This is a genomic window from Klebsiella grimontii (assembly GCF_042137965.1).
Classification (GTDB): Bacteria; Pseudomonadota; Gammaproteobacteria; order Enterobacterales; family Enterobacteriaceae; genus Klebsiella; species Klebsiella grimontii.
Map to the genome: position 1 here is coordinate 392,997 of NZ_CP169721.1, position 18,193 is coordinate 411,189.

General features: G+C 56.8%; 14 protein-coding genes. 8 read left to right on the plus strand and 6 right to left on the minus strand.

The genetic code is table 11. The features are described 5' to 3' along the window. The first annotated feature begins 515 nt into the window (after window positions 1–515). Both malP and malQ read left to right on the plus strand, forming a co-directional pair. A complete protein-coding gene (gene malP, locus ACE3MN_RS01770) occupies window positions 516–2,906 on the plus strand; it encodes a maltodextrin phosphorylase (RefSeq protein WP_375364245.1) in 2,391 nt (796 codons plus the stop codon). Between the two features lie 10 nt (window positions 2,907–2,916). Next, window positions 2,917–5,010, plus strand: coding sequence for a 4-alpha-glucanotransferase (gene malQ, locus ACE3MN_RS01775; protein WP_049087559.1), 2,094 nt, complete (start codon window positions 2,917–2,919; stop codon window positions 5,008–5,010). 58 nt (window positions 5,011–5,068) lie between these two features. On the opposite strand, the gene pckA is transcribed toward malQ, so the two are convergent. From pckA to ACE3MN_RS01800, 5 genes are all read right to left on the minus strand, one after another. Then, entirely contained in the window at window positions 5,069–6,691 is a 1,623-nt protein-coding gene (pckA, locus tag ACE3MN_RS01780; protein ID WP_004870264.1) for a phosphoenolpyruvate carboxykinase (ATP), read from the minus strand. 348 nt (window positions 6,692–7,039) lie between these two features. Then, window positions 7,040–7,924 (minus strand): Hsp33 family molecular chaperone HslO, encoded by an 885-nt coding sequence (hslO, locus tag ACE3MN_RS01785; protein WP_187389372.1) that lies wholly within the window; start codon window positions 7,922–7,924, stop codon window positions 7,040–7,042. A gap of 18 nt (window positions 7,925–7,942) precedes the next feature. Further along, window positions 7,943–8,344: a ribosome-associated heat shock protein Hsp15 gene (gene hslR, locus ACE3MN_RS01790; protein ID WP_004126060.1), complete on the minus strand. Its 402-nt coding sequence runs from the start codon at window positions 8,342–8,344 to the stop codon at window positions 7,943–7,945. Further along, a complete protein-coding gene (gene yrfG, locus ACE3MN_RS01795; RefSeq protein WP_148855654.1) occupies window positions 8,341–9,024 on the minus strand; it encodes a GMP/IMP nucleotidase in 684 nt (227 codons plus the stop codon). The genes hslR and yrfG overlap by 4 nt, the downstream gene beginning before the upstream one ends. 62 nt (window positions 9,025–9,086) lie before the next feature. Beyond that, entirely contained in the window at window positions 9,087–11,216 is a 2,130-nt protein-coding gene (locus ACE3MN_RS01800) for an intracellular growth attenuator family protein (protein WP_029669896.1), read from the minus strand. A 331-nt stretch (window positions 11,217–11,547) separates the two neighbouring features. Between ACE3MN_RS01800 and nudE the strand changes: the two genes are divergently transcribed. Next, window positions 11,548–12,108, plus strand: coding sequence for an ADP compounds hydrolase NudE (nudE, locus tag ACE3MN_RS01805; protein ID WP_004854946.1), 561 nt, complete (start codon window positions 11,548–11,550; stop codon window positions 12,106–12,108). Between the two features lie 43 nt (window positions 12,109–12,151). Here nudE and mrcA read toward each other — a convergent pair whose 3' ends face one another. After that, window positions 12,152–14,710: a peptidoglycan glycosyltransferase/peptidoglycan DD-transpeptidase MrcA gene (gene mrcA / locus ACE3MN_RS01810; RefSeq protein ID WP_131930652.1), complete on the minus strand. Its 2,559-nt coding sequence runs from the start codon at window positions 14,708–14,710 to the stop codon at window positions 12,152–12,154. Between the two features lie 117 nt (window positions 14,711–14,827). Here mrcA and ACE3MN_RS01815 point away from each other — a divergent pair, with 117 nt between their 5' ends. The 5 genes from ACE3MN_RS01815 to hofQ are packed head-to-tail and all read left to right on the plus strand — an operon-like array spanning window position 14,828 to window position 18,126. Next, complete coding sequence (locus ACE3MN_RS01815; RefSeq protein WP_024359833.1) at window positions 14,828–15,619, plus strand: hypothetical protein; 792 nt, start codon at window positions 14,828–14,830, stop codon at window positions 15,617–15,619. Further along, entirely contained in the window at window positions 15,616–16,149 is a 534-nt protein-coding gene (locus ACE3MN_RS01820; protein ID WP_024359834.1) for a PilN domain-containing protein, read from the plus strand. Before ACE3MN_RS01815 ends, ACE3MN_RS01820 begins: the two co-directional genes overlap by 4 nt. Next, a complete protein-coding gene (locus ACE3MN_RS01825) occupies window positions 16,139–16,579 on the plus strand; it encodes a hypothetical protein (RefSeq protein WP_024359835.1) in 441 nt (146 codons plus the stop codon). Before ACE3MN_RS01820 ends, ACE3MN_RS01825 begins: the two co-directional genes overlap by 11 nt. Further along, complete coding sequence (locus tag ACE3MN_RS01830) at window positions 16,569–16,976, plus strand: HofP DNA utilization family protein (RefSeq protein ID WP_049286832.1); 408 nt, start codon at window positions 16,569–16,571, stop codon at window positions 16,974–16,976. Before ACE3MN_RS01825 ends, ACE3MN_RS01830 begins: the two co-directional genes overlap by 11 nt. Next, window positions 16,885–18,126: a DNA uptake porin HofQ gene (gene hofQ / locus ACE3MN_RS01835; RefSeq protein WP_024359836.1), complete on the plus strand. Its 1,242-nt coding sequence runs from the start codon at window positions 16,885–16,887 to the stop codon at window positions 18,124–18,126. The genes ACE3MN_RS01830 and hofQ overlap by 92 nt, the downstream gene beginning before the upstream one ends. Window positions 18,127–18,193 lie beyond the last annotated feature (67 nt).

Here is an 18,193-nt window from a genome sequence, read left to right on the forward strand (position 1 = left end):
CGAGTTTTATGCTCTTGAATTTGCTCTATGTCACAAATTTGCATAGTGAGAGAAATTCATATAAATGCGCGTCAGCGGGCGCGGTTATTGGGATTGCGGAAGTTTTAGGCACGATAAGCTAATCTTTTATTACAAAATTAGTAGCTGTTTGTTTTTAATAAAATATTATCAGTGAAATCTTATAAGTCATCTTTTTGAGCTATTTCTGCATTACAGTCCGTTTATTCTGCGGATATTTACTTTTATTTGGCAATATTTACAAAACGGCGTTTTGCCCGCTTTTATCGTCCTGGCTTGTAACAAAATTGTGCGCGCCAGACAGGCCGATTTGTGGTTCCAGCGTGGCGAATTTTGCAGCATAATTTTTGCCGGTAAGCTAACGTAATAGTGGCCACGATCACACTTTTCGCTCATCCCTGCTACTCCTCCCCGGCTAATCCCTGGCGGGATGAGGACGTGACTCCGGGAGGTCGGCACACTAACGCTAACGTTTTAGTAAAGGACCCGGATTACTTATGTCACAGACTTCTTTTAACAAAGCTCAGTTTCAGGCTGCACTGACGCGTCAGTGGCAGCATTTTGGTTTACAGTCCGCTTCCGAGATGACCCAGCGTCAATGGTGGCGCGCCGTAAGCGGCGCGCTGTCCGAGCTGTTGTCGGCTCAGCCGGTAGCAAAAGCGACCGAAGGACAGCGCCACGTAAACTATATCTCAATGGAGTTTTTGATTGGTCGCCTGACCGGCAACAACCTGCTCAACCTCGGCTGGTATCAGCAGGTCAGCGATGAGCTTCAGGCGCATGACGTTAACCTGACCGACCTGCTGGAAGAGGAAATCGACCCGGGCCTGGGCAACGGCGGCCTCGGTCGTCTGGCGGCATGTTTCCTTGATTCAATGGCCACCGTGGGACAATCGGCGACCGGCTACGGCCTGAACTACCAGTACGGCCTGTTCCGCCAGTCTTTCGCTGACGGTCAGCAGATGGAAGCGCCGGATGACTGGGGGCGTAATAGCTACCCGTGGTTCCGCCACAACGAAGCGCTGGACGTGCAGGTTGGCCTCGGCGGTAAAGTGACCAAAGGCGGTGAGTGGTTTCCGGCATTCGTCATTACCGGGGAAGCCTGGGATCTGCCGGTGCTGGGCTACCGCAACAACGTGGCTCAGCCGCTGCGCCTGTGGCAGGCTAAACACGCGCATCCGTTTAACCTGACCAAATTCAACGACGGTGATTTCCTGCGTGCTGAACAGCAGGGCATTGACGCCGAAAAACTGACGAAAGTTCTCTATCCGAACGATAACCATCAGGCGGGTAAAAAACTGCGTCTGATGCAGCAGTACTTCCAGTGCGCCTGTTCGGTCGCCGATATTCTGCGTCGCCATCACCTGGCGGGCCGTAAGCTGGCGGAGCTGGCGGATTATGAAGTTATCCAGCTTAACGATACTCACCCGACGATTGCGATTCCGGAACTGCTGCGCGTACTGATTGATGAGCATCAGCTGAGCTGGGACGAGGCCTGGGCGATTACCAGCAAAACCTTCGCGTATACCAACCACACCCTGATGCCGGAAGCGCTCGAGTGCTGGGATGAGAAGCTGGTAAAAGCGCTGCTGCCGCGCCACATGCAGATCATCAAAGAGATTAACGATCGCTTTAAAACGCTGGTCGATAAAACCTGGCCCGGCGATAAGCAGGTATGGGCGAAACTGGCGGTGGTGCACGATAAACAGGTTCGCATGGCGAACATGTGCGTGGTCAGCGGCTTTGCGGTTAACGGCGTGGCCGCGCTGCACTCCGACCTGGTGGTGAAAGATCTGTTCCCGGAATATCACCAGCTGTGGCCGAATAAATTCCATAACGTCACCAACGGCATTACCCCGCGCCGCTGGATCAAACAGTGCAACCCGGCTCTGGCCGCGCTGCTGGATAAAACGCTGAAGAAAGAGTGGGCCAACGATCTCGACCAACTGATCAACCTCGAAAAATATGCCGATGACGCGAAGTTCCGTCAGACGTATCGCGACATTAAGCTGGCCAACAAGGTTCGTCTGGCGGAGTTTGTGAAGCGGCGTACCGGTATCGAGATCAACCCGCAGGCGATTTTCGATATCCAGATCAAGCGTCTGCACGAGTACAAACGTCAGCACCTGAACCTGCTGAACATTCTTGCGCAGTACAAAGAAATTCGTGAGAACCCGCAGGCGGAGCGCGTACCGCGCGTGTTCCTGTTCGGTGCGAAAGCGGCGCCGGGCTACTACCTGGCGAAGAATATTATCTGGGCGATCAACAAGGTTGCCGCCGCGATCAACAACGATCCGCTGGTCGGCGATAAGCTGAAAGTGGTGTTCCTGCCGGACTACTGCGTCTCGGCGGCGGAAATGCTGATCCCGGCGGCGGATGTCTCCGAGCAGATTTCAACGGCGGGTAAAGAGGCCTCCGGTACCGGCAACATGAAGCTGGCGCTGAACGGCGCGCTGACCGTGGGAACCCTTGACGGGGCGAACGTGGAAATCGCTGAGCAGGTAGGCGAAGAAAACATCTTTATCTTCGGTCATACCGTGGAAGAAGTGAAAGCGCTGAAGGCCAAAGGCTACGATCCGCTGAAATGGCGTAAGAAAGACAAGCTGCTGGACGCTGTGCTGAAAGAGCTGGAGAGCGGTAAATACAGCGATGGCGATAAGCATGCTTTCGACCAGATGCTGCACAGTCTGCTGAAAGGCGGCGACCCGTACCTGGTGCTGGCGGATTTTGAAGCCTACGTGGCGGCGCAGAAGCAGGTTGATGAGCTGTATCGCGACCAGGAAGCCTGGACGCGCGCGACGATTCTGAACACCGCGCGCTGCGGCATGTTCAGCTCCGACCGCTCGATTCGCGATTATCAGCAACGTATCTGGCAGGCAAAACGCTAAGGACAGGCCTATGGAGACTAAACGCCTTGATAACGCAGCCCTGGCGGCGGGAATAAGCCCAAGCTATATCAACGCGCACGGTAAGCCGCAGTCCATTGCTGCGGCCACTAAGCAGCGGCTGCTTGATGCGATGCATCGTACCACTGTCACCCCGAAGGTGGCGGTTAACCCGCTGCCAGCGGTGCAGGTATTCACCCACGGCAAAAAGATGTCTCTGCCGGTAGCGGGCCAGGGGGAGTTCCACTGGATCCTCACCACCGAAGAAGGGAAACAGTATCAGGGCCAGGCGCGCGGCGGTGAAACGCTGCCGCTGCCGGCAAGATTACCGGAAGGGTACCATACGCTGACGCTGACTCAGGACGGCGATCGCTGGCACTGCCGGGCGATCGTCGCGCCCGCGCGCTGCTACGAACCGCAGGCGCTGAAGGATGGCCAGAAGCTGTGGGGAACCTGCGTGCAGCTGTATACGCTGCGCTCGGAGAAGAACTGGGGGATTGGCGACTTCGGCGATTTACGCGCGATGCTACCGGAAATCGCCCGCCGGGGCGGCTCGTTTATCGGACTTAACCCGATTCACGCCCTCTATCCGGCTAACCCGGAGAGCGCCAGTCCGTACAGCCCCTCTTCGCGCCGCTGGCTCAACGTTATCTATATTGACGTCAATGCGGTAGAGGATTTCCGTCACAGCAAAGAGGCGCAGAAATGGTGGCATTCACCGGCTACGCAGCAGACTTTACAGGCGGCGCGTCAGACCGATGATGTTGACTATACCGCCGTGACCACCCTCAAGCTCACCGCGCTGCGCATGGCCTGGAAAGGTTTTTCCGCGCGCAACGATGAGGCGATGGCGGAGTTCCGCCAGTTTGTCACGCGCGAGGGCGACAGCCTGTACTGGCAGGCGGCGTTTGACGCGCTGCACGCCTGGCAGGTTAAGCAGGATCCGATGCGCTGGGGCTGGCCCGCGTGGCCGAAGGCTTATCAGGATACCGATAGCCCGGAGGTTAAAGCGTTCTGCGCCGAACATGCCGACGAGGTGAATTTTTACCTGTGGCTGCAATGGCTCGCTTACACCCAGTTCGCCGAGTGCTGGCATACCAGCCAGAACGATTCCATGCCGATCGGCCTGTATCGTGACCTGGCGGTGGGCGTTGCGGAAGGCGGGGCTGAGACCTGGTGCGATCGCGAACTGTACTGCCTGAAGGCTTCCGTCGGCGCGCCGCCGGATATCCTCGGCCCGCTGGGGCAAAACTGGGGCCTGCCGCCGATGGATCCGCATATCATGGTGGCGCGCGCCTATGAGCCCTTCGTCGAGCTGCTGCGCGCGAATATGCAAAACTGCGGGGCGCTCCGCATCGATCACGTGATGTCGGTACTGCGTCTGTGGTGGATCCCTTACGGCGAGACGGCCGATCATGGCGCCTATGTGCAGTATCCGGTAGACGATCTGTTGTCGATTCTGGCGCTGGAGAGTAAGCGTCATCGCTGTATGGTGATCGGCGAGGATCTGGGAACCGTACCGGTTGAAATCGTCGGCAAGCTGCGTAAAAGCGGCGTTTACTCCTACAAAGTGCTCTATTTCGAAAATGACCACGAAAAGACTTTCCGTGCGCCGAAGGCGTATCCGGAGCAATCAATGGCTGTGGCTACGACGCATGACCTGCCAACGCTGCGCGGCTACTGGGAAAGCGGCGACCTGACGCTGGGTAAATCGCTCGGCCTGTATCCGGATGAGGTGGTACTGCGCGGACTGTATCAGGATCGCGAGCTGGCGAAGCAGGGGCTGCTGGATGCTCTGCACCGCTACGGCTGTCTGCCGAAGCGTACCGGGCATAAAGCGTCGCTGATGGCGATGACGCCGACCCTGAATCGTGGGATGCAGCGCTATATCGCCGACAGCAACAGCGCGCTGCTGGGCCTGCAGCCGGAGGATTGGCTGGTGATGGCCGAGCCGGTCAATATTCCCGGGACCAGCACCGAGTATCCAAACTGGCGTCGTAAGCTTTCCACCACGCTTGAGGCGATGTTTGCCGATGAGCAGGTGAATAAGCTGATTAAGGATCTGGATAAGCGGCGTAAGGCGGCAAGTAAGAAGAAGCCTGCCTGATGTAAGCCTAAAAAAAGCCGGGAAGCGATTCCCGGCTTTTTCATATCTGCGGACCTGATTAGCGTTTCGGCCCTGCGGCCACCAGCGCAGCGCCCGCTGGCGTATCGGTGTACTTCTCGAAGTTCTCAATAAACAGCTTCGCCAGCTGCTCCGCTTTCTCCTGCCACTGCTCTGGCGAGCCGTAGGTGTTGCGCGGGTCGAGGATATGGGTATCCACCCCCGGCAGCTCGGTCGGGATCTGCAGCTCAAACATCGGCAGAGTGAAAGTTTCGGCATTGTCCAGCGAACCATCAAGAATCGCATCGATTATGGCGCGGGTATCTTTGATCGAGATACGTTTGCCGGTGCCGTTCCAGCCGGTGTTGACCAGATAGGCCTGGGCGCCGGAAGCCTGCATACGTTTCACCAGCACTTCTGCGTACTGCGTCGGGTGCAGCGACAGGAAGGCGGCGCCAAAGCAGGCGGAGAAGGTTGGCGTCGGCTCCGTGACGCCGCGCTCGGTACCGGCCAGCTTGGCGGTGAAGCCAGACAGGAAGTGGTACTGGGTCTGGTCGGCGGTCAGACGAGAAACCGGCGGCAGAACGCCAAACGCGTCGGCGGTCAGGAAGATAACCTTGGTGGCATGACCGGCTTTGGAGATGGGCTTAACGATGTTCTCGATATGATTGATCGGATAAGAGACGCGGGTGTTTTCGGTCTTTGAACCGTCGTTAAAATCGATGGTGCCATCGGCCAGCACGACCACGTTCTCCAGCAGCGCATCGCGGCGAATCGCATGATAAATATCCGGCTCCGCGGCTTCGGAAAGCTTAATGGTCTTAGCGTAGCAGCCGCCTTCGAAGTTGAATACCCCGTCGTCATCCCAGCCGTGTTCATCATCGCCAATCAGGCGGCGTTTCGGATCGGTAGAGAGGGTGGTCTTGCCGGTACCGGAAAGGCCGAAGAAGATAGCGACATCCTCTTTTTCCCCGACGTTGGCGGAGCAGTGCATGGAAGCGATGCCCTTCAGCGGCAGCAGGTAGTTCATGATCGAGAACATCCCTTTTTTCATTTCGCCGCCGTACCAGGTTCCGCCGATAAGCTGGATGCGCTCGGTCAGATTGAACGCGACGAAGTTTTCGGAGTTCAGACCCTGTTCTTTCCACTGCGGGTTGGTGCACTTAGCGCCGTTCATCACGATGAAATCCGGCTTGAAGTTCGCCAGCTCTTCATCGCTTGGGCGAATAAACATGTTCTTCACGAAATGCGCCTGCCAGGCGACTTCGGTAATAAAGCGGACGCTCAGGCGGGTGTCGGCGTTGGCGCCGCAGAAGGCGTCAACGATAAACAGGCGCTTGCCGGAGAGCTGGCGGGTCACCAGCCCCTTCAGGTGCTGCCACGTTTCCTCAGAAAGCGGCTTGTTGTCGTTCTTACCTTTGCCTTTATCGGCCCACCACACGGTATCGCGGGTGGTGTCGTCACGAACGATATACTTATCTTTTGGAGAACGGCCGGTAAAAATACCGGTATCTACGGCGATTGCACCAAGATTTGTTAATACGCCACGTTCATAACCTTGAAGATTGGGGGCGAGCTCTTCCTGATACAAAGTATCGTAGCTGGGGTTATGGACGATATCCTGGACGTCATTGATACCATAAGCCTTGAGATCCTGCGGGGTTAAACCATTATTAACGCGCATGTCACTGCTCCTTAGCCAATATGTACTGCTTTAAATTGTAGGGTTTATTACGGGGTATAGACCGCGACCAGGCTCATAGATTTACGTATCTCGACAAACGGCGGACTTACGAAAAACGTTGTGACTCCTGTCACGAGGCGCAGGGGATTATCTCAGGAATTAGGGCTACAGTGGGGGTAGATGTTTCTTAATGGTTAAAAAGTAATTAAAAAAACTGTTGAAATGTGAATGTAATCGCTTACCTGAAAGAAAATTACGTAACTCTTTCATGGGGAATCGATTCACCACGCGAAGAAAAATTGTTGACGCCAGGCGCGAGGAGGAAAACCGCGCCTGACAAAGTGAGGATTAGTGGATTTGCGGGTCGGCCGGGGAGGCGTTGTTACGAATTTCGGCAATATCCATCGCATTAAAGATGTAATGATTACCGCAATAGTCGCAGTGCATATCGATTTCTCCTTCGTCGGCCAGGATGCTATCGATCTCCTCATCCGGCAGCGTTTTCAGCGCGCCGGCGCAGCGCTCGCGGGAGCAGGTGCATTTAAACTCAACGCCCTGCGGCTCGTATACGGTAACTTCTTCTTCGTGATACAGGCGCCAGAGCACATCGTTTGCGGGCAGGGTAAACAGCTCTTCAGCTTTGATGGTTTCGGTCAGCGTGCTCAGATGTTCGAAATCAACCGCCTGCGCGTCCTGCGCCGGCAGAACCTGCAGCAGCATGCCGCCGGCCATCGGTTTACCTTCGTGTTCACCGCTACGGATAATCAGTCGGGTTGGCAGCTGTTCGGAGCGCTGGAAGTAATCTTCGAGGCAGGCCGCCAGCGTATCGCCTTCAAGACCGACCACCCCCTGATAGCGCTCGCCCTCTTCCGGAGAGATGGTAATGACCAGATATCCGTTGCCGACCATGGTTTTCAGGTCCGCCCCTTCCGGGATCTCACCCTGGGTGCGGGCGACACCGCGCATCTGCTGCTGGTTGTTGCCGTTGATCACCGCCAGCGACAGCGGGCCATCGCCCTGCAGCTGAACGGTAATATCGCCCGCGAACTTCAGCGTGGCGGTCAGCAGGCTGGTGGCGACCAGCAGTTCCGCCAGCACGGTTTTCACCGGCTGCGGGTAGCTATGGTTGGTCAGAATCTGTTCTAAAGTTTCTGAAACTGTTACCAGCTCACCGCGTACGGCATAGTTTTCAAACAGATAGCGGTGTAATTGATCGTGTTGAGTCATAATCATCTCTCTTGCGGGCCACAGTTATTCACTATCGCCGTGTTTAAATCTCATCAGGTCGCGCCGCTCTTTCTTATCCGGTCGCCTGTCGGGATGCGGCATGGTTAAGGCGTTCATTTTGCGCGCCAGCGCCACTTTCTCGCGTTTCTCGATGCTCTCAGCCGTCTCTTCATAAAGCGCGACGGCTTCACTGGCGGGTCTGCGCTGTTCGGTAATGCCTTTTACCACGATGGTGCGTTCGTCATTGCCCTGGCGGAGCATCAGGGTCGCATTCAGCTCGACTACCTTTCCCGGCTTACTGCGCTGTCCGTTATAGTGCACCTTGCCGCCTTCAATCATCTCGCGCGCCAGCGCACGGGTTTTATAAATGCGGGCTGCCCACAACCATTTGTCCAGCCTGACGGCTTCGACGGGTTTTTCTTTCATGGCCTCTCCTGTGGGGTCAGCGAGGGGATCAGACGCCGGTAGTCACTCAACCCAGGATGGCGAGCGTAGCTTTTTTCCGCCAGCCCGGAATCGGGGTTGGTGATACCGAGGCAATAGCGGATGCCGTATTCCGCCGCCGCGTCCAGAATTGCCTCGTTATCATCGACGAACAGCGTATTGCGCGCGTCGAAGCCGGTTTCTTCAGCTACCGCGTGCCACAGCCGCTGATCCTCTTTCGGATAACCAAATGTGTGGGTGGAAAGCAATAAATCAAGGTGCGCGTCCAGCCCGGTATGCTTTAGCTTCACCGCCAGATTATGCGGATGGGCGTTGGTCAGCAAAATCCGCCGTTTACCGCTGGTTTTAAGCGCCTCAAGGAACGGCACGGTATCTTCACGCAGCGCGGCCCTTGGCCCCTGCTCGCTGGTCATCGCACAAATATCCAAACCCAGTCGCTCGCTCCAGTAGTCCAGGCAGTACCAGTTTAGCGTATGTTGTACCGCATGATACTCCTGGCGCATCGCGTCTCTGGCTTCCTGCAGGTTGAGCCCCCGCGCGGCGCCCCAGGTTTCCGGAACCAGTTTTTGCCAGAAGTAGTTGTCGAAGGCGAGGTCGAGTAGCGTGCCGTCCATATCCAGCAGAACGGTATCAACCTCTTGCCAGGCGATATCAAAATGCATGGTCAGTCTCCAGCGAGGGGGAAAATTGCGCGACAGGTTATCACACCCCGTCGCGCAGAGAATTATTCTTGCGGGTCGGGTGAGGAAAGCAGAACCGGATTCAGGCAGCTTTCATAGTATTTCTGGATCTCTTCCTGTCGCTGGCGATGGCGCTGATAGCGACGAAAAGCCTGGATACCGTGATACGCCGAACAGCCCAGCATGGCCAGCAGCAGCAGCGTTGTGCCGAGGTAACGCCACAGACCGGAGCGGTCAGGAATACGATGCAGATTGATATGCTGCGTGCCGTTGGCGTCGGTGTAAAGATTGGTGACGATGCCTTCTGCCTGGAACGGCGTGTGCATTAGCATACCCGCCAGACGCTGCAGTTCGCTCCATTGCTGGTGGGCAGGGAAGTCGTATAAGCCGGTGCCTGGCCACGGCTGGTTCACCAGGTCGCTGCCTTCATCGCTGGCAATCAGGAAACCGCCGGGCGCCGGGCTATTCAGCGCCTGCGCCGCGCGCGAGGTTTCACGGCTGATGAACGGCGCGGTGGAGGTGGTGACCAGATTCTCCAGCGACTCCGCGCTTACCGGGCGTAACAGGACGTTGACGCCGTCCAGTTTGCCCGCGCTGGCGCGTTTGGTCAGGGCTTCCCAGTTGCGGGTGTTGCCGAGGTTAACCAGCGCATTCTTCAAACGAACGCAATCGTCTTTCGCTGAGCACAAGTCGTTGGTTTTTGTGACGATATCGCCAAAGTCATCCAGCAGCACCATGCCTGACTTCTGAATGGCGGAACGCAGCGCCGGGCTGACGCGCGAATCGTCATCGGATTCGGGATGGAGCTGGCGCTGGACGGTCTGCATCAGGGCGGTGGCCTTACTGACGATATCTGATTCCGGCAGCGGCAGGGGAGGGGCATCATTCCAGACGATTTGCGAACAATCGAACGGCATAAACGGCGAGTTTTCTTTTGCCGTCCAGGCGCCCGGCGAGTGGATGTTGCACATTCCTGTGCCTTTCAGGCGCAGCGTGTCGCCGATGCGAATCTTTGACTTCTCCAACTGGGCAACCGTCGTGGCTTCGATAGTTTGCGCGCCCTTGAGCCATGAAAGGGTGAATTTAAAAGGCATATTCAGCGGTACGCTGGCCCACAGCATCACGACGATCAGCAGCGCGCCGAGGGCGATAATCGCGCTGCGGAGCCAGTACTGAAGCGGGAAGTTTTTGACCTCATCATGCAGCGACAGGAAGCGCCCCTGGCGGACAACGTGGCGGCTGAGGTAGATATCGATATCCGTTTGCTGGCCGAGGTCCTGCGCAATCCATGGTTGCCAGTGGCGCGGGTAGATAAGGTCGATAATGCCGAGGGAAATATTATTGATATGTTCCTGGTTATTTTCGCCAAACAATCCCCAGCGTTTCGGCATGCCGCGCAGGCAGTGAATTTCCCGCAGCGATGTTTTGCGCGGGGGAGCGTAGATCCCCCATACGCCTGCCAGCAGCAGGAGTAACCCGCCGCCCAGCAGCCAGGGCGAAAAAACGTTCGGGGTTATCAGGCTGCAATAAAACAGCAGGAAAGCGGCAACCACCAGAATGGCTTCGCGCAGACTCTCAGGGCGGCTGAGCGCATGCTCTTCCGGTGTTTCCTGGCGGATGTTCAGCAGCTCAATTTGCTCGCTCTCTTCCCCGCGGATGGATGCCTGAGGCACCGCGGCTTTTTCAAGCGCAAACCCCCGAGATTCCTGCGGATAGTCGCTGAGCGTTTGCCCATTGAGAGCAATCACCAGCGGAAGGCTATCGGTGGAGATTAACTCGACGCTGTTTTCATCATTGATATGTTGCTCCCAGAAGGGAGGTAGATGAATTTCAACTGAATCAAGGAAGTAGCGCCATTTATTGAGGTCATCGGTGGTGATGCCATAGCGCGTAATGGCGCGGGTGACGCTATAAACGGTGCCGCTCTGTTCGTTCAGCGTCAGGTTGACCGGCGCGGTGCTGGCGCCAGACGCCGGCAACTGCTGGTTGCGGCTGAGGCTTTCGAGGTATTTTTCAACGGCGCTGCGCTCTTCATCGGAAAGCTTGCGCGTCGCGGCATCGCTAAAGGCGTGCAGCAGCGGCAGGCGACGACGTCTTGTATGCGTGCGATACCACCAGCCGATAAGCAATGCGCAGATTAGCAGAGCTAACAAAAATATCAGAAAGGTGCCCATGCCCATCCCATCATAGTTATTCTTTTCTTACTGGTATCGTCGGTTGCCATGCATCAATGGAGGTAAAACAGCCGTCGAAATCGGCACTTATTACGTCAACGGGAGAAAATCTATTATGCAATGCAGCAGCATACAACCTTATCAAAAGCGTTAAAATCCAGGAATCAGTATATTCTCAAATACCGTTCAACCTATTGACTTTTTAGTCTTTGTGATACCTGTGGTCAAGACGAAAAAGTTGCAACTATGTAAATTAGTGGCGATTAGGATTGCCGAAACCGTGCTGCGTATCGCACAATGACCGCTGTAATCACAGCATAGACCGATGACAATGAGCAAATCATTACAAAAACCCACCATTCTCAATGTTGAAACAGTCGCGCGCTCGCGCCTTTTTAATGTTGAAAGCGTGGACCTTGAGTTCAGCAACGGCGTGCGCCGGGTGTATGAACGGATGCGGCCTTCTACCCGTGAAGCCGTGATGATTGTGCCGATTGTCGATGACCATATAATCCTGATTCGCGAATATGCAGTTGGTACGGAGTCCTATGAGCTGGGCTTTTCAAAAGGCCTGATCGATCCGGGCGAAAGCGTACTGGAAGCCGCCAACCGTGAGCTGAAAGAAGAGGTTGGGTTTGGCGCGCAAAAGCTGACGTTTTTGAAAAAGCTGAGCATGGCCCCGTCCTACTTCTCCAGCAAGATGAATATCCTGGTGGCGGAAGACCTTTATCCGGAGTCGTTGCCCGGCGATGAGCCCGAGCCGCTGCCGCAGGTGCGCTGGCCGCTGTCGCAGCTGATGACGCTGCTTGATGAAGAAGATTTCAACGAAGCGCGTAACGTTAGCGCGCTTTTCCTGCTGCGCGAATGGCTGCAGGCGCAAGGGCGGCTGTAGCGCCTCTCTCAGATAAAAAAAGCGCCCGCAGGCGCTTTTTTTGTCAGAACAGTTCGTGGGTCTCGCCCCCGCCATCGGTAATGGTGGTGCCGACTTCATGAACCGCCTGTTGGGTCGGCTGGGTGCCGTCAATAAAGTACTCGGCGCGGCTGTTACCGCCGCTGGCCAACTGGCCGGTGCTGCGATCGATGTTCACCGTAATAATACCCGGCGGCGGCGTTAGCGGCTCTTCCGGTACGCCTTCCAGCACCCTTTTCATAAAGTCATCCCAGGCCGGCTGGGCGCTTTTAGCGCCGCCTTCATAGCCGGATATCTGATCTTTGATTGCTCCGGAGGCGGTGGTGCGGCCCAGATCGCGGCGGTGGTCATCAAAGCCAATCCATACCGACGTTACGACGCCAGGACCATAGCCTGAGAACCACGCATCTTTTGAACTGTTGGTGGTCCCGGTTTTGCCGCCGATATCGTGACGCTGCAGGTCGCGGCCCGCCCGCCAGCCGGTACCCATCCAGCCCGGTTCGCCGAAGATGTTGGTGTTCAGGGCGCTTTTAATCAGGAACGCCAGCGGCGTGTTGATCACGTGCGGCGCGTACTCCGGAGCGCCACTTTGCGCCACCAGAGACTGGTTCGCCTGCGCAAGCTGCGGCTGTGGAGGAACGCCGGGGTTTTGCGGGTCCTGTGAGGTCGCGACGTCCTCAACATCTTTATTATCCAGTACATCAGACTTCGGCGTATCGCCGTAAATCACCGGAATATCGCACTGTGGGCAGGCAACTTTTGGCCGCTCTTCAAAAATGACGCCGCCCTGATCGTTCTCGATTTTGCTGATGAAATAAGGGCTCACCAGGAAACCGCCGTTAGCCATCACCGAATAACCGCGAGCAACCTGAAGCGGGGTGAAAGAGGCTGAACCCAGCGCCAGCGATTCGGTCCGAACGATGTTCTGTGCCGGGAAGCCAAAGCGCTGGAGATACTCAGCCGCGTAGTCCACGCCCATGGCCCGCATCGCGCGAACCATCACCACGTTCTTTGATTGACCCAGCCCCTGACGCAGGCGGATAGGGCCCGCATACTGCGGCGGTGAGTTTTTGGGGCGCCAGTCGGAGCCGGAGCCGGCATCCCAACGTGAAATTGGCACATCGTTGAGCATGCTCGCCAGCGTTAAGCCTTTATCCATTGCTGCAGTGTAGAGGAACGGCTTAATGTTAGAACCGACCTGGCGCAACGCCTGTGTCGCACGGTTGAACTTGCTCTGGTTGAAATCGAAGCCGCCAACTAGCGCAATGATCGCCCCGTTTTGCGGGTTGATCGAGACCAGCGCTGAGTTGACATCCGGCACCTGCGACAACCACCAGCTGCTACCCACCTGACGTACCCAGATCTGTTGCCCGGTCTGCACCACATCGTTTACTTTACGCGGCGTGGCGCCCTGCTGGGTATCAGAAATAAACCGACGCGCCCAGCGGACGCCTTCCATATTCAGCGACACCGAGGTTCCGTTACTCATTAGCGCGACGGCTTCCTGCGGATTTGCCGACGTGATGACCGCCGGCGAGAGCGGTCCGGTATTCGGGGTTTTTTTCAGCGTATCGAGGATTTTCTGGTTATCCCACGGCGTTTCACCCACCTTCCACAGCACCTTGTCCGGGCCGCGATAGCCGTGGCGCATGTCGTAATCCAGCACGTTTTTACGCACGGCCTCCTGGGCCGACTGCTGATTTTTACGGGTAATGGTGGTGTAGACGCGATAACCGTCTTCATAAGCCTGCTCGCCGTAGCGGCTGACCATTTCCTGACGCACCATTTCGCTGAGATACGGGGAGGAGAAGGCGATTTCCGGCGTATGGTAGCTGGCGTCAATCATCTGGCTACGCGCCTGATCGTACTGCGACTGCGTGATGTAGCCTTCGCTCAGCATCCGTGAGAGAACAACGTTGCGGCGGGTGGTTGCACGATCCATGGAGTAGAGCGGGTTAAACGTCGAAGGCGCTTTAGGCAGGCCCGCAATGACCGCCATCTCGCTCAGCGTCAACTGGTCGACGGATTTACCGAAATAGACCTGCGCGGCCGCGCCGACGCCGTAGGCGCGGTAGCCAAGATAGATTTTGTTCAGGTACAGCTCAAGGATTTCATCTTTATTGAGCAACTGCTCGATGCGGATCGCGAGGAAGGCTTCTTTTACCTTACGCATCAACGTCTTTTCAGGGCTCAGGAAGAAGTTGCGCGCCAGCTGTTGAGTAATTGTACTGGCCCCCTGAGAGGCGTGACCGGAGAACATCGCGACGCTGGCGGCGCGGAAAATCCCGACCGGGTCAACGCCATGATGCTCATAAAAACGGCTGTCTTCGGTGGCGATAAACGCTTTTATCAGCTCTGGCGGCATTTGCTGTAGCGTGACGGGAATACGGCGTTTCTCGCCATATTGCGCAATCAGCTCACCATCCGCGCTATAGACCTGCATCGGGATCTGCAGGCGCACATCCTTCAGGGTTGCGACGTCGGGGAGCTGGGGCTCTATATATTTATAGAGACCAAAAATCGAGCCTGCTCCCAGCAGTACGCAACATACTGCAAGGATAAAAAGATACTTTACGAACTTCACCGGAGATTTCTCATTTAGTTTTCATTGGGCAGTTTATAAACAAACGCGCAGTAGTATAAAGGCAAGCCTGGAGCATTGATATAGCGAAGCATATCGGCGGATAAGGAGATCGTAAGCATGGCGTTTAGAAACTGGCGCATAGGAATGCATATCCAGCAGGACCATATTGCTATTGTCGCGTTATTACATGAGCGCTCACGCTGGGCGCTACGCCGCTGGTGGAGTATCCCGCTCATGCCCGGTAGCGTGCGGCAGGGAATGGTGGTGGACGTTGAATCGCTGGCCCGCCAGCTGCAAAGCTGGCGGCGGGAGCTGCCTTTGCAGCATCAGGTCTGTATCGCCTTCCCGGCGGCGCGAACCCTGCAAAAGCAGCTCCCGCGCCCGCAGATTTCATTAAGAGAAAGCGAACAGGCGACCTGGATTGCCAGCGCGATGGCGCAGCAGCTGGAAATGCCCGCATCTTCGCTATGCGTTGATTATGCGCAAACCGGAGCGGTTGATGGCTGGCGGGTTACCGCCGCGCAGCGGTTGGACGTTAACCTTCTGTGCCGCCTGGCAAGTCGACTCAAGCTGAGGGTGGTGGGGATTGTGCCGGATGCCAGCGCGCTTAGCGCCTTTCTCCCCTGGCAACCTGATGACGTTCAGGGGCTGGCCTGGCGTGACGAAGCGAGCTGGCTTTGGGCCACCGCCGATAGCTGGGGATGCTGTCCGTGCAGCGACGCTCCCTCTTTTCCAGACCTGGTATCCCGGGTGAATGGCGGTACGTTTCGCCTCTGCGCCTCCGCATCGCCCGACGGGCGGAATTTTGACGCCTGGAGCGCTATCCATCGCCTGCAGCCCCCGCTCCCGGCACGTGGCGATAGCTTTACCGTTGCCCTCGGCCTGGCGCTGGGAGCGCGTCAGTCATGAGCCATATAGTCAACTTCCTTCCCTGGCGCGAAACGCGTCGACGGCAACGTCTGCAGATGGCGGGGCTGCTGATTCTTGGTTTGCTGCTTATTCTGCTGGCGGCGCTCCTCACTTCACGGCTCAACCAGCGGGTCAGCCACTCGCTTGAAACCGCGAAGATTAGCGCTGAAGAGCAGCTGTATACCGCCTTTCAGCAGCGTGAGCGCGCCATGCGCCAACGGTTACAGCAGCAGGAACAACGACGCCTGCGCGCTCTGCGGCGGGAGAAAACCGCCGCGTGGCAGTCGAGGTTGCAGGCGATAGCGGCGCTTATGCCGGAACACGCCTGGTTAACCCAACTGGAATACCGCCAGAATACCCTGGTACTGAGCGGACTCACGTTGCATCTAAAGGGGCTGGCTGAGCTTGAAAAAGCGCTGGGGAGTGTTGCCGGCTTGCGTCCGCCAAAGGCGGGAGAAACGCACCGCGACGGTGAAGGGCGCTGGTTATTTCACTTTTCCATGGCCGGAGAGGACGACAATGCGGGTTGAGATTGAACGCTGGCTGACGGGGCGCAAAAGCCTGTTAACAATACCTGTCGTCCTGGTTCTCATTGCCGGAGTCTGGGGATGGCTACTGCAGCCCCCCCAACCAGACATTAACGCGGGCGGCACGCCGCGCATACAAGCACAGTGGCGCAAATTGTTGCCGCTGCGGGCTGCGCTACAAAACGTTGGTATTGATGAGCAACAAACCCAGGCTTTCTCTCCCATTGACCTCCCGGTGACGGGCGCTGCGCTTATGGACTGGCGGCCGATAGGGCGCGGTGGCGAGATGCAGCTGGCGGTTGACTGGCAAGCGGTACCGGCGCTTTTTTCCTGGCTGGCCCGCTGCGGGATGCGCGCCACGGCTTTCTCAATGCAGCCGGAAAATCAGGCTCTACGGCTGATCCTGCAACTGGAGGCGGAAGATGCGCCGTAAAGGCTGGTGTTTACTGCTGTTTCCTCTGCCGCTGCTGGCTGCGGAACGCGATCCCTTTCAGCCTCCGGTCGATAGTTGCCGGACTGCGCAGCTTAATCAATGGCGCTACGGTGGGGCGATAGGCGATCCGCGAGAGTTGATTGGCATCCTGCAGGATAGCGCCGGGAAATGGCGCCGCGTGAGGGATGCGGAGACGCTGCCTACAGGCTGGCGGGTGACGCTTCTGACATCTGAAAAAATGGCTATATCAACCGGCGCCGGGTGTGAACCCGCGCAGTGGGTCTGGCTGCGAAAGGGAATAAAGAATGATGCGATGGATAAGCCTGCTGTTTCTACTCCTGCCGATGATGGTCGACGCGGTAAAAAAGGATCTTCCCGTGTCGCTGGTCGTCGATGATGCGCCGGTGGCCCAGGTACTCCAGTCGTTGGCGGAGCTAAAGCAAAAAAATCTCGTGGTGGCGCCGGACGTCAGCGGAACGGTATCTCTCCAACTGAAGGAAGTGCCGTGGCAGCAGGCGCTGCGATCGGTTATCGATAGCGCCGGTCTGACTCTGACCCAACAAGGCTCGGTACTGTACGTGCATACTCTGGTCTGGCAAAAGGCGCAGCAGGCACAGCTTGAGGCGGAGAGAGCAAAGCGTCTACAGAATCTCCCTCTACAGGGGCATAGCATGAGCCTGCGTTATGCTGATGTAGAGGATCTGGCCAAAGCGGGCGAAAAACTGCTGAGCGCTCGCGGGCATCTGACGGTCGATAAACGAACCAACCGCCTGTTGATTCGCGATGACGCCCAACACCTCCCGGCGTTAATAGCATGGGTTCAGGAGATGGATGTGCCTGTCGGCCAGGTTGAGCTGGCGGCGCATATTGTCTCAATGAGCGAAACCAGCCTGCGTGAACTGGGCGTGAAGTGGAGCCTGGCGGACGCCAGCAGCCCACCAGGCTCCGGTAAACTGACGACCCTGATCAGCAACCTGGCGGTAGGGGATGCCAGTACGAGGGCCGGGTTTAACATCGGCCGCATCGGTGGGCGGCTCCTGGAGCTGGAGCTTTCCGCACTTGAGCAGAAACAGAAGGTGGACATTATCGCCAGCCCCCGTCTGCTGGCTTCACATATGCAGCCCGCCAGCATTAAGCAGGGCAGCGAGATACCCTATCAGGTCTCCAGCGGCGAAAGCGGCGCGACCTCCGTTGAGTTTAAAGAGGCGGTGCTGGGGATGGAGGTGACGCCGACGGTGCTACATCACGATCGCGTGCGGTTAAAACTGAGGATCAGTGAAAATACGCCGGGCCAGGTGCTCAAACAGGAAAATGGCGAAGTGCTGGCTATCGATAAACAAGAAATAGAAACGCAGGTGGAGGTGAAAAGCGGAGAGACCCTGGCGTTAGGCGGTATCTTTGCGCAAAAAAATAAAACGTCTCGCGATGGTATTCCTCTACTTGGCGATATCCCCTGGCTTGGCCAGCTGTTTCGCCGTGACGGTAAGGATAACGAACGACGTGAACTGGTTGTCTTCATTACTCCACGTATTCTGGCAGTGCATTAAGCGGTTTTTCTTGCTAAACACGTTTCAGGTGTTTGACGTGAGGACGGATTTAGCATACAAGGGGTAC

Bases quoted from the DNA above. Each gene is read 5' to 3' on its own strand.
- malP (WP_375364245.1), top strand. From the start codon at position 516: ATGTCACAGACTTCTTTTAACAAAGCTCAGTTTCAGGCTGCACTGACG.
- malQ (WP_049087559.1), top strand. From the start codon at position 2,917: ATGGAGACTAAACGCCTTGATAACGCAGCCCTGGCGGCGGGAATAAGC.
- pckA (WP_004870264.1), bottom strand. From the start codon at position 6,691: ATGCGCGTTAATAATGGTTTAACCCCGCAGGATCTCAAGGCTTATGGT.
- hslO (WP_187389372.1), bottom strand. From the start codon at position 7,924: ATGATTATGACTCAACACGATCAATTACACCGCTATCTGTTTGAAAAC.
- hslR (WP_004126060.1), bottom strand. From the start codon at position 8,344: ATGAAAGAAAAACCCGTCGAAGCCGTCAGGCTGGACAAATGGTTGTGG.
- yrfG (WP_148855654.1), bottom strand. From the start codon at position 9,024: ATGCATTTTGATATCGCCTGGCAAGAGGTTGATACCGTTCTGCTGGAT.
- ACE3MN_RS01800 (WP_029669896.1), bottom strand. From the start codon at position 11,216: ATGGGCACCTTTCTGATATTTTTGTTAGCTCTGCTAATCTGCGCATTG.
- nudE (WP_004854946.1), top strand. From the start codon at position 11,548: ATGAGCAAATCATTACAAAAACCCACCATTCTCAATGTTGAAACAGTC.
- ACE3MN_RS01815 (WP_024359833.1), top strand. From the start codon at position 14,828: ATGGCGTTTAGAAACTGGCGCATAGGAATGCATATCCAGCAGGACCAT.
- ACE3MN_RS01820 (WP_024359834.1), top strand. From the start codon at position 15,616: ATGAGCCATATAGTCAACTTCCTTCCCTGGCGCGAAACGCGTCGACGG.
- ACE3MN_RS01825 (WP_024359835.1), top strand. From the start codon at position 16,139: ATGCGGGTTGAGATTGAACGCTGGCTGACGGGGCGCAAAAGCCTGTTA.
- ACE3MN_RS01830 (WP_049286832.1), top strand. From the start codon at position 16,569: ATGCGCCGTAAAGGCTGGTGTTTACTGCTGTTTCCTCTGCCGCTGCTG.
- hofQ (WP_024359836.1), top strand. From the start codon at position 16,885: ATGATGCGATGGATAAGCCTGCTGTTTCTACTCCTGCCGATGATGGTC.